This window comes from Halorarum salinum (assembly GCF_013402875.1).
Lineage (GTDB): Archaea > Halobacteriota > Halobacteria > Halobacteriales > Haloferacaceae > Halorarum > Halorarum salinum.
In genome coordinates this window covers 3,961,996-3,977,770 of sequence record NZ_CP058579.1, presented here as the reverse complement: position 1 = coordinate 3,977,770, position 15,775 = coordinate 3,961,996, and the positions used below count along the sequence as shown (strand labels likewise).

Genomic DNA, 15,775 nt, shown 5'->3' with positions numbered 1-15,775 from the left:
GCGAGGCCGGTCGCCGCGGCGCATCAATCTTTGGGGGTGCGGGGCCGGGGACCGGCGAACGGGCGTTCGCGCGGTCGCCGCCGTCCGCCGACGAACCACTTATGCGGCTGAGGACGAACCAGGGACGGGACACGAACCTCCGATGTACACCCCATCCACCACCCCCGAACGGGCCGCCACTCGCACCGTCGCGCCGCCGGAAGCGAACGCGTTCGGTCGCCGATGACGGTCGAGCGCATCCCCGTCGGGACGGGGAGCCCCGAGGGAACCAACAGCGCGTACGTCGTCCCCGAGCGGGGGCTCGTCGTCGACCCCGGGCCGCCGGGCGAGGACGCGTGGGCCGACCTCCGGGCCGGGCTACGGGACGCCGGCGTCGAAATCGGGGACGTCGACCACGTGGTCGCCACCCACTGGCACGCCGACCACGTCGGCCTGACGACGCGTCTCGCCGACGCGGCGGGCGCGACCGTCCACATGCACGAGCGCGACGCCCCGCTTCTCGCCGAGTACGGAGCGGCGCGGGAGCGTCGCCGGCGTCGCGACGACGCGGCCCTGGAGTCGTGGGGCGTCCCCCCGGACCTGATCGAGGAGGTGCGGGGCGCCGACGCGCCGTCGCCGCTCCCGGCCGAGACGGAGGTCGAGGCGCACGCCGACGGCGACGCGGTCGCGGGAGCGGCGGTCCTCCACGCGCCGGGCCACACCGAGGGACACCTCGCGCTGTCGCTCGGGGACCACCTGTTCGTCGGGGACGCGGTGCTGCCGACGTACACGCCGAACGTCGGGGGGAGCGACACCCGCGCGGGGAACCCGCTCGCCTCGTTCCTCGACTCGCTCGACCGCCTCGAGCGCCACGGGGGGAGGGTTCACCCGGGCCACGGGACGACCGTCGACGTCCCGGCGCGGTTCGAGACGATCCGCGACCACCACCGAACGCGCAGCCGTCGGGTGTTCGACCGCGTGACCCGCGTGGACCGCCCCACCCCGTGGGACGTCGCCGTCGACCTGTTCGGCGAGATGCGCGGGATACACGCGAAGTTCGGCGCGGGGGAGGCGGCCGCACACCTGACGTACCTGGCCGAACGCGGGGACCTCGCCAGGGTCTCCGAGGACCCGATCCGGTTCGAGCCCCGACGTTCCCCCGACGGGACTCCGACGGCGTTCGACTGAAGGGGCGGGGCTGGCGCGGGCCCTCCTACGGTTCACCGGCCCCTGAAACGGTCGGAACCGGCGGTTCCGGACGGCAACCGGGCAGACGGTCGCCGCGCCGCACGATGGCGTCGCCGCCGCCGCTCCCGACCGTGCGTTCGCGCCGGTTACAGGTCCAGCGTCTCGCCGGCGATCGTCGTGCGCTGGATCTCGGAGGTCCCCCCGATGATGCTCAGGATCTTCGCGTCCCGGTAGTACCGCTCGACCGGCGTTCCCTTCCGGTACCCCGTCCCGCCGTGGACCTGGATCGCGTTCCGGGTGACGAACTCGGCGGCCTCGCTTCCGGCCAGCTTGGCGAGGCTGGAGGCCCGCGTGTCGCCCCCCTCGGCCGCGATCTCCGCGGCCGACGAGTAGACGAGGTGGCGCGCGCCCGCGAACTGCCGGTACATGTCGGCGACGAGCACCTGGACGGCCTGGTACTCGCCGACGGGGCTCCCGCCCTGCTCCCGGTCGCCCGCGTACGCGACCGCCTCGTCGAACGCGGCCCGGGCGATGCCGACGCCGATGGCGCCGAGGCCGGTCCGGGCCATGTCGATCGTCCCCATCGCGATGCGGAACCCCTGCCCGACCTCGCCGAGCAGGTTCCCCGCGGGGACGTGCACCCCCTCGAGCGTCGAGTCCCCCGTCACGTGGCCGCGCATGCCCATGTACTCGGCGCGCTCGAACTCGAACCCGTCCGCGTCGTCGACGGACGGGACGAGGAAGACGCTCACCCCGTGGGAGTCGTCCGATTCCGGGCGTCTGCGAGCCACGACGAGGTGGACGTCCGCGACGCCGGCGTTCGTCCCGAACGACTTCTCGCCCGAGAGCCGGTAGCCGTCGTCGGTCGCCTCCGCGATCGAGGCGAGTCCCGACGGGGCGCTTCCCGCGTCCGGTTCGGTGAGCAGCATCGCCCCGACGGCGGACCCGTCGGCCATCGCGGGAAGGTGCTCCTCGCGCTGGGCCTCCGTCCCGAACCGGGCGATCGGGAGCGCGGCGAAGGTGTGGCCCTGGATCGTCTCCGCGACCGCGCCGCTCTCGGCGGCGATCCGTTCGACGGCGAGACAGTAGCCGAGGAAGTCGGTCGTGACCTCGCCGTACCCCTCCGGGAGCAGGAGTCCGAGCAGTCCGCGCTCGCCGGCCTCCTCGATCACGTCGCGGGGGAACTCGTCGGACGCCTCGATCCCGGCGGCGCGCGGCACGACGACGTCCTCGGCGAACGCGTCCGCCCGGTCGCGGACCTCGCGGTGGCCGTCGTCCAGCGCTGACTCGATGAGTCGCATGTGGGGCCGTCCGTCCCGGGGTGCCAAATAACCACGCGTGTTCGGTGAGTTCGAACGCTCCGCGGGCGGCCAGGGCGGGTTCGACGCGGGCCTCGCTCGGACGACTGCGGAGCACGAACTACTCATCTCGGTCACCGAAATCAGAAACGTCGTATTTCAGCAGTGACTAGCGTAGTGACTGTTTAGGTATGGGTAGAGCGCCTCGATCCGATCGGGGTTTATAGGTCGAAATTCGGATGCGCGGAACGGTTCGTTCACGGACCGAAGCGGCCGATGGGTGGCTTTCGCGGTTCTCATCGATCGTCGAGCGCGACCGGAACGGTCCGACGTGATTTCCGCGTGAACCGGTAGCCTATATCGGATGGAAACGGTCGAACGAGGTGTTGTGAGCCCGCACAGGTTTTTCAGGACCGTCGGTCGTGGCCGGGTCTGCCCCGCGGCCCGCATCCGGCGTCGACGGAATATACTAAAAACATTTCATGAATTCGAATTCGATAGGTTCGCTTCGGACCCGGTCGTGGCGATCGTCCCGAACCCCGGTTCAGTCGTCGGACGTTCCGGTCCCGGAGTCGGCCGTCCGGTCGGTCGCCACCAGCAGGTCGAACGGCGCGTCCGCGGTGGCGTTCCCCTCGTCGACGTAGCCGACCGCGAAGCCGGTGTACGCGGTGCCGCCCTCGACCGTGACGTCGAACGTGGCGAGGACCTCGCCGTCGTTCGAGGCGGTCGCCCGGCGGACCTCGAGCGTGTAGTCGCCCGCGGGCACCGTCGTGTACGCGCTCGCCCCGCCGTAGGTGACGTTCTCGCCGACGACGTCGCCCGTCCCCTGGACGGTCACGTCGACGGCCGGCGCGTCGGGCGAGAGGTGGACGAGGCGGACGGCCGCCTCGTCGTCGGCGGGTTCGCTCGCGTCGTCGACGAGGACCGTCGGGTCGACCGACGCCGCGAGGTCGTCGGTCACCTCGCCGGCCGCGGCGACGGTGTAGGTGCGTCCGGACTCGACGTCGATCTCGTCCTCGTACACGACCACCCCGACGTCCGAGAGGGTGACCGTGACCGAGTGGTTCCCCTGCGAGACGTTCAGGTACTCGCTCACCGTGCCGTACGAGACGCCCTCGAGCACCGTCTCGCCGTCGATGGCGACGTCGATCGCGGGGGCGCCCGGCGACGCGTGGACCGCGCGGACGGTCGCGTTCCCGTCCCCGTCGGTTTGGGCCGCCGCGGTCGAGGCGGCGAGGGCGACGCCGGCCGCGGCGACGCTCGTCACCAGCAGGGCGACGAGGAGGAGTCCGACGGCCGTCCGCGTGCTCCGGCGCGAGTCCGATGGCATCGACGGGGCTGGTGACATACGCGTTCGAGGAGGTGACCCGTCGCCTTCGTTATCGAGTTCGTTGTCGACCGGTACCGTCCGGTAAGCCGACCGTCGCGCCCGGTAGGTCGACCGCCACGTTCAGTAAGCCGCCCGTTGTTTCGAGTAGACCGATCCACGAACGGGCCGGCGAGCGTCCAGAATTCGGCGAAGCGGCGGAACCCGGCGGTCGCACACCCGGCGCTCGTCGGACGGGTGCACGGGGTTCATCGGTGCATCGGCGCCGCGGTCTTAGGCCGGCCGAAAAACCGGCAGGTTTTAGGATGGCCTAAACGATGGTCGGCCCGAACGAATGGACCCGAACCAGGACATCTGCCTCGTCGTCCCGACCGTCCGCGAGTACGAGTGCGTCCGGTCGTATCTCGAGAACGCCCGTCGGCACGGGTTCGACACGGACCGGCTGTTCGTCGTGCTCGTCGCCGAGGACTTCTGTGACGTCGACGGCATGCGGGAGATGCTCGCCGAGGAGGGCGTCGACGGGGCCGTCTTCGACGGGAGCGGGCGCGAGGAGTGGCTGGAGGCCCGCGGCGTCGGCGAGTACGGCCACCTCATCCCTGCCGCGAGCCACGCCCAGACCTCCTTCGGCCTGCTGTACGTCTGGGCCAACGACCGGTTCGACTACTGCGTCTTCGTCGACGACGACACGCTCCCGCACGGGGAGGACGACTTCTTCGGCACCCACCTGCGGAACCTCGACCGCGAGGGGCCCGTCGAGACGGTCCGCTCGGACGAGTCCTGGGTGAACGTGCTGTACGCCAGCGACGCCGACCTCTACCCGCGCGGCTACCCGTACGCGGCGATGGACGAGACCGTCGAGACGAGCACCGAACCCGTCGGCGACGTGGTCGCCTCCCAGGGGCTCTGGACGAACGTCCCCGACCTCGACGCCGTCCGCATCCTCATGGACGGCGACCTGGAGGGCCAGGCCCGCACGCGGACGACCCCGGAGGACTTCCCGCGCGAGTTCGTCGCCGCGGAGGGTCAGTACCTCACCGTCTGCTCGATGAACCTCGCGTTCCGCCGCGAGGTGATCCCGGCGTTCTACCAGCTCCCGATGGACGACAACGAGTGGGACGTCGGCCGGTTCGACGACATCTGGTCGGGCGTGTTTCTCAAGCGGGCCTGCGACGTGCTCGGGAAGCAGATCGTCAACGGCCGGCCGCTGTGCGAGCACAACAAGGCGCCCCGGTCGACGTTCGACGACCTCGCGAACGAGGTGGCGGGGCTCGAACTCAACGAGCACCTCTGGGAGATCGTCGACGGCGTCGGCGGCGACGCCGACTCGTACGCCGAGGTGTTCGGGGCCATCGCCGACGAACTGGCGGCGGGCGACTGGAGCGAGTACGAGAACGGCGCGTTCCTCGCGCACGTCGGCGAGTACATGCGCGACTGGCTGGATTGTCTGGACGCCCTCGAATCGACCCGGACGCCGGTTCCCGCCGATGACTGAGGCCGTCACACCGGTAGAGATAAGTGATTTAGGCAAACCTAAACTACTATGAACGGGGACGACGCGCCGCGGATGGGGAGACGACGCGCGCTCGAGGCAGGCGTCGCGGCCGGCGTCGCGGGCTTCGCGGGCTGTCTCGGCCCGCTCGACGGGTCGGACGGGCCGGATCGGAGGGCACGGAACGTCGGCCAGATCGGCTCGGGCCGGTCGCCGTTCGGCGACCGCGAGCTCCCGGAGGGCACCTCCATGTCCGAGATGCCGGAGATGGAGGGCGAACTCACGGTGTACTCCGGGCGCGGCGAGGCGCTCGTGGGCGAACTCGTCGAGTTCGTCGACGGCCTGTACGACGGGCTGAACGTGGACGTGCGGTACGCGGGCTCGTCGGCCCTCGTCAACCAGATCCTCACCGAGGGGGACGGCAGCACGGCGGACGTGTTCTACTCGGTCAACGCCGGTTCGCTCGGCACGCTCGCCGAGGAGGGACGGACCACGCCGCTCCCCGACGACGTGCTCGACCTCGTCCGCGGGGAGTTCCGAGACCCCGACGGGCGCTGGGTCGGCACCTCCGGGCGCGCCCGGACGGTCCCGTACAACACCGAGGCCCTCTCCGGGGACGACGTCCCGACGGACATCGGAGCCTTCCCGGACACCGAGGCGTTCCGGGACGACGTCGGGTGGGCGCCGACGTACGGCTCCTTCCAGGCGTTCGTCACCGCGATGCGGGTGCTCGAGGGCGACGGCGCGACCCGCGAGTGGCTCCGGGGGATGCTCGACCTCGGCGTCCGGGAGTACGGCGACGAGTTCCTCGTCTCCCAGGCGGTCGCCGACGGGGAGATCTCGGTCGGCTTCGCGAACCACTACTACATCCAGCGCGTGCTCGCGGGTCGGGGCGGCGACGCGCCGATCGCGACGGCGTTCACCGAGGGGGACGCCGGGAGCGTCTTCAACGTCGCCGGCGCCGCCGTCGTCGACACGGCGGCCGACGCGGAGCTCGCGGGGAACTTCGTCCGACACCTGCTCTCGGCGGAGGCCCAGGACTACTTCGCCCGCGAGACGTTCGAGTACCCGCTCGTCCCCGACGTCGACCCCGTCGGGCGGCTGCCGAACATCGACGAGTTGAACCCGCCGGGGGGGATCGACCTGACGGAACTGTCGGACCTCGAGGGGACCGTCGATCTCATGCGGGACGTCGGCGTGCTCTGAGCCGCCGCCCGCCGGGACCGAACTTCACCATCCATGGACACGAACGCGGACGGACGGCCGGTCGACGCGCCCGGCGACGAGGCCGGGGAGTCGCAGCCATCGGGTGAGTCGCCCCCGCCGGGGCTCTCGCTCGCGTCCGCGCTCGTGGCCGCCGCCGTGCTGCTCCCGCTCGTCTGGCTGGTCAAACTGGGCGTCGACGTCGGCTTCACGGAGGCGACGTCGCTGCTCCTGCGGCCCCGGACGCTCGAGGTCGCCGCCAACAGTGCCGTCCTCGTCGTCGCCGTGACGGCCGCGTCCGTCCTCGTCGGGGTCCCGCTCGCGTACCTCACCGTCCGGACGGACCTCCCGTTCGGGCGCTTCTGGACGGTCGCCGTCTCGCTGCCGCTCGTCGTCCCGAGCTACGTCGGCGCGTTCGCGTTCGTCACGGCGTTCGGGCCGCGCGGGGCGCTCGCCCGCGCGCTCGGCGTCGAACTCCCCCGTCTGCACGGGCTCGCCGGCACCGTGCTCGTGTTGACCCTCTACACCTACCCCTACGTCTACATCACCGCGCGGGCGTCGCTGAAGTCGATGGACTCGACGCTCGTCGAGGCGGCCCGCACCCTCCGGCACACGCGCTTCCAGGCGTTCCGGCGCGTCACCGCGCCCCACATCAGGCCCGCGGTCGCCGCGGGGTCGCTGCTGGTCGCGCTGTACGCGCTCTCGGACTTCGGGACGCCGGCGATCATGGGGTTCGACGCGTTCACGCGGGTCATCTTCGTGGAGTTCAACTCGTTCGGGCGTGACCTCGCGGCGCTGCTCTCGCTCCAGCTGGTGGCGATCACGCTGCTCGTCCTCGCGCTCGAGTCGCGCGTCCGGGGCGACGAGCGCGCCGGCGGCGGCGGTCGCACGACCGCGGACGTGCGGCTCGGCCGGTGGCGGCTCCCAGCGCTCGCGTTCTGCGGGGCCCTCGTCGTCCTCGCGCTCGTCGTGCCGCTCGCGGTCCTCGGCGTCTGGTTCGTTCGAGGTGCGAGCGGCGTCGGAAGCACGACCCTGGGGTTCCAGTGGGGCTACGTGGTGAACTCGGTCGGCGTCGCGACCGCGACGGCGCTGGCCGCGGTCGTCCTCGCGCTCCCGGTGTCGTACCTCGCCGCCCGCCACGACGGGCCGCTCGCGACGCTCGCGGAGCGGGCGACGTACGTCGGCTACGCGGTTCCGGGGGTCGTCATCGGGCTCGCGCTGGTGTTCCTCGGAACCTCCTACGCCCGCCCAGTCTACCAGACGCTCTACCTGCTCGTGTTCGCCTACGTCGTGCGGTTCCTCCCGCAGGCCGTGGGCTCGCTCCGGGCGTCGTTCGTCCGCGTGGACCCGGCGCTCCCCGAGGCGGCCCGGACGCTCGGGCGGACCTCGACGGGGGCGTTCCGGGAGGTGACGCTCCCGCTGGTCGCGCCGGGGCTGTTCGGCGGGATGGCGCTGGTCTTTCTCACCACGATGAAGGAACTCGACGCGACGCTGTTTCTCGCGCCCACGGGCTTCGACACGCTCGTGACGCGCATCTGGTCGGCGTACAGCCAGGGCTACTTCGGCTACGCGGCGGCGCCCGCGCTCATCCTGCTCGGGGTCTCCGCGCTCTCGATGGCCGTCATCGTCTCACGAGAGGGGTACGATGTCAGGTGACTCCAACTCGGGAACCGCGTCCGGAACGAACGCCGCGAGCGCCACGAAAACCACGGGCGATGCGTCCTCCACGACGGGTTCGACCGCCGAGTCGGTCGAGACCGTCGGAACCCGGGAGTGGCCGGGGGCGGACGGGACGGAGACGCCGGAGGGCGCCGGGAGGGAACCGATCCTGGAACTCGACGGCGCCGGGAAGCGCTTCGGCGACGAGACGGTCGTGGAGGACCTCTCGCTGTCGGTCCGCGAGGGCGAGATCCTCACGCTGCTGGGGCCGTCGGGCTGCGGGAAGACGACGACGCTCCGGCTCGTCGCCGGGCTGGAGTGGCTCGACGCCGGCGAGGTCCGCATCGGGGGCGACGTCGTCGCCGGGAACGGCACCTTCAGGGAGCCGGAGAACCGGGGCGTCGGCGTCGTCTTCCAGGAGTTCGCCCTGTTCCCGCACCTCACCGCCGCGGAGAACGTCGGCTTCGGTCTGCAGGACCGCTCCGACGCCGAGCGGGAGCGCCGGGTGACCGAACTGCTGGCGCTCGTCGGGCTGGCCGACCAGCGAGACTCCCACCCCGACGAGCTGTCGGGCGGCCAGCAACAGCGCGTCGCGCTCGCCCGCTCGCTCGCCCCCGAACCGGACGTACTGCTGCTCGACGAGCCGTTCTCGAACCTGGACGTCGACCTCCGGGTTCGGATGCGCGAGGAGGTGCGCTCCATCCTCAAGGGGGCCGGCGTCACCGCCGTCTCGGTCACCCACGATCAGGAGGAGGCGATGTCGATGAGCGACCGGGTCGCCGTGATGAACGACGGCCGCATCGAGCAGGTCGGCCGGCCCGAACGGGTGTTCCAGCACCCGGAGTCCCGCTTCGTCGCCGGCTTCCTCGGACACGCGAGCTTCCTCGGGGGAACCGTCCGCGAGGGGGCCGTCGAACTGGGCATCGGCGACGTCCCGGCCGACCGCATCCACGGCCTCGCGCCCGAGTACGGCGGCTCCGACGTGGAGGTGCTCGTCCGCCCGGACGACCTCCGCGCCGAGCCGGTCGATGGGGAGGGGAACGGCTCCGGCCCGCCCGGCCACGGCGCCGTCGCGGCCCGCCGGTACCTCGGACCGACGGTGCTGTACGAGGTGGCGCTCGACACGGGCGAGCACGTCACCTGCATGCACAACCATGACGTCCGCCTCGAACGGGGGCGGCGCGTCGCGCTCTCGCTCGTGGCGGACCACGACCTCTCGTGGTTCCCCGAGGGGGCCGAGACGGTCGTCGACGGGTGACGCGGCGATGAGTGGGGGCGTGGCGGTGGCGGACCGCGTTCGACGCGTGCGCGAGCGGTCCGCCCGGATCGCCGCGGCCCGCCGGTTCGAGCTCGGCGCCGTCGCGCTGGCGCTCCTCGCGGGCGCCGTCGTCTGGTGGCTCGCGACCGACCTGTTCGCGTACCGCTCGGTGAACGACGACGAGGGGGTCTACCTGTTGCAGGCCGCGATGTTGCTCGAGGGCCGGCTGTTCCTCCGGCCCGGCCCGCTCGCGGAGGCCGTCAGGCCGTGGTTCTTCGTCGCCGGCGAGCGCGGCGGCGGGACCGTCATGTACGGCAAGTACAGTCCGGTCGTGCCGGCGACGTTCGCGGCGGCGCGGGCGCTGACCGGGAGCTACGACCCGGCGCTCGCGGCCGTCGCGGCGGGCGTCGTCGGCCTCGTCGCACTCCTGGGCCGGGACGCCGCGGACGCCCGCGTCGGCCTCCTGGCCGCCGCGTTCGTCCTCGCGTCGCCGCTGTTCCTCTTCCCCTCGTCCGTCTTCCTCCCGTACGCGCCGACGATGCTGCTGAACCTCCTCTTCGCCGTCGGCTACGTCCGGGCGGCCCGCACCGGACGCCGACGCTGGGCCGCGCTGGCGGGCGCAGCGGTGGGACTCGCCTTCTTCAGCCGACCGTACACCGCCGTCTGCTTCGCCGCCCCGTTCCTCCTGCACGCGCTCGCCGTGCTCGCGCGGGCCGCCAGAGACGGGCGGGTCGACCGGTCGGTCCGTCGGGCCGTGTTCGAACGGTACGCCGTCATGGCGACGCTCGGACTCGCCGGGGTCGCGCTCGCGCTGGGCTACAACTGGACGGTCACGGGCGACCCGCTCGTCTTCCCGTACGAGGCGTTCGCCCCGCGGGACGGCCTCGGCTTCGGCGAGCGCGAACTGCTCGGCCACGAGCTCGACTACACGCCGGCGCTGGGCGTCGAGAGCTCCGGCCGGGCGCTCTCGATGCTGTTCGGCGGATGGGTCGCCGCGGGATGGCTCGGCACCGGGTTCGCGGCGGCCGGCCTCGTGCTGTTCTTCGAGCGGTGGTGGCGCGGCGGCGCCCGACTCCGACCGAGAATCGACGGACTCGGCGACGGCGAGGTCACGGGGCTCCTCGCCGGCGTCGGCGCCTCGGTCGCGCTCGGAAACGTCGCGTTCTGGGGCGTGTACAACGGCCTCGCGAACGGGCTGTTCGACCTGCTCGGCCCGTACTACCACCTCGACCTGCTCGTCCCGTTCGGCGTCTTCGCCGCCGTCGGCGTCGTCCGCGGCGGCGAGGCGCTCGCGTCCCTGCTCGCCGGGCGATTCGACCGCCGGGCCGCCCGGGTCGCGCTCGCCACGCTGCTCGTCGTCTCGCTCCCGCTCGTCGCGGCCGCGGAGGCCTCGGTCGTCGCCGACCCCTACGGGGAGAACCGACAGCGGACGGGGAACCTGGCCGCGACCTACGAGCCGTTCGAGGGGGCCGACCTCGAAAACGCGCTGGTGTTCGTGCCAGACCCGTACGGCGACTGGACCGCCCACCCGTTCCAGCGCCTCCGGAACGAACCGGGCTTCGACGACGGGCCGATCTACGCCGTGGACGGGGAACCCGACCGGGACCTGCGGACGGTCGACGCCGCGGGCGACCGGCAGCTCTATCGGTTCACCTACCGCGGCGAATGGACCGGCGCGGTTCGACCGGTCGACCCCGACCTCCGGCGCCTCCGCGTCCTGACCGGCGACCGGGTCGACGCGCGCACGGTCGTCGGCGTGCCGGCCGGGTCGACGGGTGCGTCGGTGCGGGTCGAGACCGGCGAGGGCTACGCGCGCTACTCGGTGGAGGATCTCGACGGCCGCGTCGCGGTGAACTGGTCGGTCGGGCCGTCGGGCGTCCGGGTCGGGAACCTCGACCGGACGGGGGACAGTCACTCCGGCGGTCCGAACGGGTCGAGCGGTGAGACCGGGGACGTCCCGCTTCCGGCGGGCGCGAGCGAGGTCGATCTCGTCGTGACGTTCGCCGGGCGGACCGGCGAGTCGGTGACGTACCGCCAGGCGCTCACGGTCGAGCGCGACGGCGGGGCCGTGCGGGTGCTCTGGCCGCCCGAGACGCGGGTCTGCCGGCTCGAAACCGACTGCGGAAGGGAGGGGACGTGGGTCGGCCCCGGCGGGGACTACCTCGACGGCGTCTCCGTGGAGGCGGACGCGGCAGTCGGGACGAACGCGACGGCTCAACCGAGCGCGTCGACCGAGGCGGACGCCGCCTCCGGGGCGAACCCGGCGGCCTGAGCGAACGGTACGACCCTCGGGCCCGGGTGAGCGACGCCCGAAGCACAACGCATTTGTTTAGGTCGTCCTAAAACGGGGCCGTGAAGCTGACCCGGCGGGACGCGCTCGCGGCGCTCGGCGTCGGGAGCGCCGGCGCCGCCGGAGCGTTCGCGTGGGAGGAGTTCGATCCGGGAGCGGCGGGGGGGTCGAACGGCTCCGGGGTGAACGTCGGGGGCGTGCTCGTCGCCGTCGCCGAGGTCGTCTACCCCTCCGCGGTCGAGGGGGTTCCCGAGTTCGTCGAGACGTACGTCGTCGGCCGCGCGGTCGACGGACCGGCGTACGCGTCGGGCGTGCGGGAGGCGGCCGCGACGCTGGACGCCTACGCCGAGAACTGGTTCGACGCGCCCGTCGCGGAGCTGTCGGCCGGGGACCGGGACGCGCTCCTCCGCCAGATGGGCGTCGAGACGGCCGCGGCCGACCCGGAGGGGACGGACCCCGAGCGCGTCCGTCGCTACGTCGTGAACGAACTCCAGTACGCGCTCTACACGTCGCCGACGGGCGGGGAACTCGTGGGCATCGAGAACCCGCAGGGTCACCCCGGCGGGATCGAGAGCTACCGACGAGGGCCGGAGCCGTGAACGGGACCGACGGCGGCCGGGAGGGTGACGGGGACGCGGTCGCCGACGTCGACCGAAGCCCCCGTTCCGCCGCGGACGTCTGCGTCGTCGGCGCCGGGCCGGCGGGCGCGCTCGTGGCCGCGCGGCTCGCCGAGCGCGGTCACGACGTGGTCGTCCTGGAGGCCGGTCCCCGGTTCGACCCCGACGACCGCCTCGACCGGATGGAGCGGTCGATCCGTCCGGCGGGGGACGGCGGGTCGGTCTGGGGCACGGGCGGCCCGCGCGACGCCTACACCTCCGCAGGCGAGCGGTTCTACCCGCTGAACGCGACCCGCGTGAAGGGCGTAGGGGGGTCGACGCTCCACTGGCAGGGGATGGTGATGCGGCTCCACGAGGCGGACTTCGAGCGCAGGACGCGCGACGGCGTCGGCGAGGACTGGCCCATCTCCTACGGGGACCTGCGGCCGTACTACGCCGAGGCGGAGGCCGAGTTGGGCGTCGCCGGCGCGTCGGACGACCCGTTCGGGCCCCCGCGCGAGGAGCCACACCCGATGCCGGCGTTCCCGCCCTCCCACAGCGACTCGCTGTTCGCCGAGGCCTGCGAGCGCGTGGGCGTGACGACCCACTCGGCGGGAAACGCCCGGAACTCGGAGCGGCGCGACGGGCGGTCGGCCTGCGTCGGCTACGGGACGTGCCAGCCGGTCTGCCCCTCGGGCGCGAAGTACACCGCCGAGCGCCACGTCGCCCGCGCGGAGGCGGCCGGTGCGCGGGTGCTCGACCGGGTCCCCGTCCAGCGGCTCGAACACGACGAGGCGGGCGAGCGCGTCACGGTCGCCCGGTACGCGACGCCCGACGGCGAGGAGCACGAGCAGGCCGCCCGGGCGTTCGTCCTCGCGGCGGGCGGGGTCGAGAGCCCGCGGCTGCTCCTCCTCTCGGACTCCGAAACGTACCCCGACGGGCTGGCGAACGGTTCGGGCGCGGTCGGCCGCTACTTCATGGAGCACCTATTCGCCGGGATGGGCGGGACGCTCGACCGGCCGACGCGGCAGAACCACGTCGGCTTCGTCACGACCGAGAGCCACCAGTTCTACGACGACCCCGGCGCGGGTGCGGAGGGGACCGACGGAGCGGTTCCAGCCGCCGACGGGGACCTCGGGCCGATAAAGCTGGAACTGCTCAACTACGCCGGGCCGTCGCCGGTCGAGATGGCCCTCTCGGCGGAGACGTGGGGTGACGAACTGCTCGACCGGCTCCGGGACGGGTACGGGAACCACGTGGCGATGGGCGCGCTGGTCGGCCAGCTCCCGCGGGCCGAAAACCGGATCGAACTCGACCCGTCGACGACCGACGACCACGGAAACCCGGTGCCGGAGGTGAACTGGCGGCTCGACGACCGGACCCGGCGGACGCTCCAGCGGGCGAACGAGATCCAGCGGGCGGTGCTGGAGGCGCTCGGGGTCGAGATCGAGTGGTCGGTCGGTCCCGAGGACACCGGCCCCGCGGCCCACCACATGGGGACGACCCGGATGGGGACCGACCCGGCGACGAGCGTCGTCGACCCCGAACTGCGGACCCACGACCTCTCGAACCTCTGGATCCCCTCCTCGGGCGCGTTCGTCACGGGCGGCGCGATGAACCCGACGCTCACCATCGCCGCGCTCGCGCTCCGGGCGGTCGACTCGATGGACGAGCAGCTACGACGGTCGTGACGGCGATGCGGCGGGTTCGGAACCGCGGGAAACGGGGGAGGGACGGCCTATCGCAGGCGCTCCTCGAGGCCGACCTTCACGATGGACTTCGCGATGGCGGCCCCGCCCGAGAGCGGGTCGAGTTTGGTCTCGCCGGCGCGCTCGCGGTACGGGATCGGCTCCTCGCGGACCGCGTACCCCCGCATCAGCGGGCGGATCAGCAGTTCGGCGGAGAGCCCGGTGTTCTCGGTCCACTCGATCGATTCGACCACCTCGCGGCGGTACGCCCGCATCCCCGTGGTCGTGTCGTGAACCCGCCCGCCCGTCAGGGCGCTCGCGAGGAGGGCGAACGCCCGGTTGCCGGCCCGGTTGAACGCGGGCATCGCTCCGGCGCCGTGGTACAGTCGATCGCCGCTGACGACGTCCGCGCCGTCGTTGACGGCCGCGAGGAAGTCGGGGAGCTTCTCCATCGGGTAGGTGTCGTCACAGTCCGTGGTGACGACGATCGGCCGGTCGGCGGCTCGCAGGGCGGCGCGGACGGCGACGCCGTACCCCCGGGGCTCCTGTTCGACGACGCGGGCGCCCCGCTCTCGGGCGATCTCGGGCGTCCGGTCGCTGGAGCCGTCGACGCAGACGACCTCGGCGCGGCCGTCCGTGACCCGGTCGACGTCGTCGAGGACGGCGCCGACCGCGGCCTCCTCGTCGTAGGTGCCCATCACGACGCTCACGTCGTCGAACGTGTAGCCGTCCCCGTCGGTGCCCGTCGACGTCGCGTCCGTTCCGGGCGCGTCCCCGCCGGACCCGTCCCGGTCGTCAGGTCGCGACCCCGCCTCCGACCGCACTGCCTCGTTCATCACCTCGTCCGCGGACCGGAACTCACTTAAGTTTTAGGTTAGCCAAAAACGCCGGCTCACGGGGCGTTCGACCGATGTTCGGGCGGATTCCGCAGGCGCCCGCCGGGCGGGAGTCAGAAGTGCGCGAACTTGTCCCGCCGGTAGAGGTCGATCTCGTTCACCGCGTCGGTCGCGTCCTGTCGGAGCGTGAAGCGGATGGCCTCGGCGACCGCCTCGGGGTCGGTCACGTCCTCGGAGTCGAACCGCTCCTCGAAGGGGTCGCCCTGCTCGGAGGCGAACTCGGTCCGCACCTCCGTCGGGTTGACGACCGACACCGCGACGCCCTCGTCGCCGACCCGGGCGGCGAGGCTGTGGGCGAACCCCCTGACGCACCACTTGGTCGCGGCGTACACCGGGTTGCCGGGTCGGGGGTACTGGCCGGCGAAACTGCCGACGAACGTGACCGTCCCCCGGGACTCCCGGAGGTGCGGCAGCGCCGCGCGGGTCGCGTAGAAGGCGCCGTCGACGTTCACGTCCATCATCGTGTGGTACTCCTCGTCGGTCAGGTCCGCGACGTCGTCGCCGAGGCCGACGCCGGCGTTGTTCACCAGCGCGTCGAGCGAGTCGAACTGCGCGACCGCAGTGTCGACGAGGCCGTCCACCGCCTCGCGGTCGGTCACGTCGGTCGGCACCGGGACCGCCGCCGCGCCGTGCTCGACCTCGAGGTCGCCGGCCAGTTCCTCCAGTCTGCCCTCCCGACGGGCGGCGAGCACGAGGTTCGCCCCGTCCGCGGCGAGCGCGTGCGCCGTCGCCGCTCCGATCCCCGAACTCGCCCCCGTCACCACGACCGTGTCGCCTTGGATGTCCTCCATGCTCGGGGGGTCACGGCGAGCGCCGAAAGCGGTTTCCCCGGCGGGCGTCCCGCCGACCCTCGGCCCGCTCCGCGTCCATCGCGCCTGGCCGGAATCCATCCCCCGTTCGCGTG

At 72.6% G+C, this 15,775-nt stretch carries 12 protein-coding genes; 8 read left to right on the top strand and 4 right to left on the bottom strand.

Features of this window, described 5'->3' with window-relative positions:
* The first annotated feature begins 222 nt into the window (after positions 1-222).
* Positions 223-1,167 carry an MBL fold metallo-hydrolase gene (locus tag HUG12_RS20050; RefSeq protein ID WP_179270471.1) on the top strand — a complete coding sequence of 315 codons (945 nt, stop codon included), beginning with the start codon at positions 223-225 and terminating at the stop codon, positions 1,165-1,167.
* 146 nt (positions 1,168-1,313) lie between these two features.
* On the opposite strand, the gene HUG12_RS20045 is transcribed toward HUG12_RS20050, so the two are convergent.
* Positions 1,314-2,468, bottom strand: coding sequence for an acyl-CoA dehydrogenase family protein (locus HUG12_RS20045; protein ID WP_179270470.1), 1,155 nt, complete (start codon positions 2,466-2,468; stop codon positions 1,314-1,316).
* A gap of 541 nt (positions 2,469-3,009) precedes the next feature.
* Positions 3,010-3,795: a DUF4397 domain-containing protein gene (locus HUG12_RS20040; protein WP_179270469.1), complete on the bottom strand. Its 786-nt coding sequence runs from the start codon at positions 3,793-3,795 to the stop codon at positions 3,010-3,012.
* 331 nt (positions 3,796-4,126) lie between these two features.
* Here HUG12_RS20040 and HUG12_RS20035 point away from each other — a divergent pair, with 331 nt between their 5' ends.
* The 7 genes from HUG12_RS20035 to HUG12_RS20005 all read left to right on the top strand — a co-directional run bounded on the left by HUG12_RS20035 (position 4,127) and on the right by HUG12_RS20005 (position 13,978).
* Positions 4,127-5,284 (top strand): alpha-1 4-glucan-protein synthase, encoded by a 1,158-nt coding sequence (locus HUG12_RS20035; RefSeq protein WP_179270468.1) that lies wholly within the window; start codon positions 4,127-4,129, stop codon positions 5,282-5,284.
* A 48-nt stretch (positions 5,285-5,332) separates the two neighbouring features.
* On the top strand, positions 5,333-6,487 hold the full coding sequence (locus tag HUG12_RS20030) for an extracellular solute-binding protein (protein ID WP_179270467.1): 1,155 nt from the start codon (positions 5,333-5,335) through the stop codon (positions 6,485-6,487).
* Between the two features lie 33 nt (positions 6,488-6,520).
* The gene (locus HUG12_RS20025; RefSeq protein WP_179270466.1) at positions 6,521-8,140 is read left to right on the top strand and encodes an ABC transporter permease; all 1,620 of its coding nucleotides are present in this window, start codon (positions 6,521-6,523) and stop codon (positions 8,138-8,140) included.
* Entirely contained in the window at positions 8,130-9,401 is a 1,272-nt protein-coding gene (locus HUG12_RS20020) for an ABC transporter ATP-binding protein (RefSeq protein ID WP_179270465.1), read from the top strand. The genes HUG12_RS20025 and HUG12_RS20020 overlap by 11 nt, the downstream gene beginning before the upstream one ends.
* Positions 9,402-9,408: 7 nt before the next feature.
* A complete protein-coding gene (locus tag HUG12_RS20015; RefSeq protein ID WP_179270464.1) occupies positions 9,409-11,673 on the top strand; it encodes a DUF7846 domain-containing protein in 2,265 nt (754 codons plus the stop codon).
* Positions 11,674-11,753: 80 nt separating this feature from the next.
* Entirely contained in the window at positions 11,754-12,290 is a 537-nt protein-coding gene (locus HUG12_RS20010) for a gluconate 2-dehydrogenase subunit 3 family protein (protein ID WP_179270463.1), read from the top strand.
* A complete protein-coding gene (locus HUG12_RS20005; RefSeq protein WP_179270462.1) occupies positions 12,287-13,978 on the top strand; it encodes a GMC family oxidoreductase in 1,692 nt (563 codons plus the stop codon). The genes HUG12_RS20010 and HUG12_RS20005 overlap by 4 nt, the downstream gene beginning before the upstream one ends.
* 47 nt (positions 13,979-14,025) lie before the next feature.
* On the opposite strand, the gene HUG12_RS20000 is transcribed toward HUG12_RS20005, so the two are convergent.
* On the bottom strand, positions 14,026-14,673 hold the full coding sequence (locus HUG12_RS20000; RefSeq protein WP_246308215.1) for a dolichyl-phosphate hexose transferase: 648 nt from the start codon (positions 14,671-14,673) through the stop codon (positions 14,026-14,028).
* Positions 14,674-14,924: 251 nt separating this feature from the next.
* A complete protein-coding gene (locus HUG12_RS19995) occupies positions 14,925-15,662 on the bottom strand; it encodes an SDR family oxidoreductase (RefSeq protein ID WP_179270460.1) in 738 nt (245 codons plus the stop codon).
* Positions 15,663-15,775: the final 113 nt, after the last annotated feature.

What these genes read in the sequence shown, in the direction of transcription:
- HUG12_RS20030 (WP_179270467.1), top strand. Translation starts at nt 5,333, where the DNA reads ATGAACGGGGACGACGCGCCGCGGATGGGGAGACGACGCGCGCTCGAG.
- HUG12_RS19995 (WP_179270460.1), bottom strand. Translation starts at nt 15,662, where the DNA reads ATGGAGGACATCCAAGGCGACACGGTCGTGGTGACGGGGGCGAGTTCG.
- HUG12_RS20015 (WP_179270464.1), top strand. Translation starts at nt 9,409, where the DNA reads ATGAGTGGGGGCGTGGCGGTGGCGGACCGCGTTCGACGCGTGCGCGAG.
- HUG12_RS20000 (WP_246308215.1), bottom strand. Translation starts at nt 14,673, where the DNA reads ATGGGCACCTACGACGAGGAGGCCGCGGTCGGCGCCGTCCTCGACGAC.
- HUG12_RS20050 (WP_179270471.1), top strand. Translation starts at nt 223, where the DNA reads ATGACGGTCGAGCGCATCCCCGTCGGGACGGGGAGCCCCGAGGGAACC.
- HUG12_RS20040 (WP_179270469.1), bottom strand. Translation starts at nt 3,795, where the DNA reads ATGCCATCGGACTCGCGCCGGAGCACGCGGACGGCCGTCGGACTCCTC.
- HUG12_RS20035 (WP_179270468.1), top strand. Translation starts at nt 4,127, where the DNA reads ATGGACCCGAACCAGGACATCTGCCTCGTCGTCCCGACCGTCCGCGAG.
- HUG12_RS20045 (WP_179270470.1), bottom strand. Translation starts at nt 2,468, where the DNA reads ATGCGACTCATCGAGTCAGCGCTGGACGACGGCCACCGCGAGGTCCGC.
- HUG12_RS20020 (WP_179270465.1), top strand. Translation starts at nt 8,130, where the DNA reads ATGTCAGGTGACTCCAACTCGGGAACCGCGTCCGGAACGAACGCCGCG.
- HUG12_RS20025 (WP_179270466.1), top strand. Translation starts at nt 6,521, where the DNA reads ATGGACACGAACGCGGACGGACGGCCGGTCGACGCGCCCGGCGACGAG.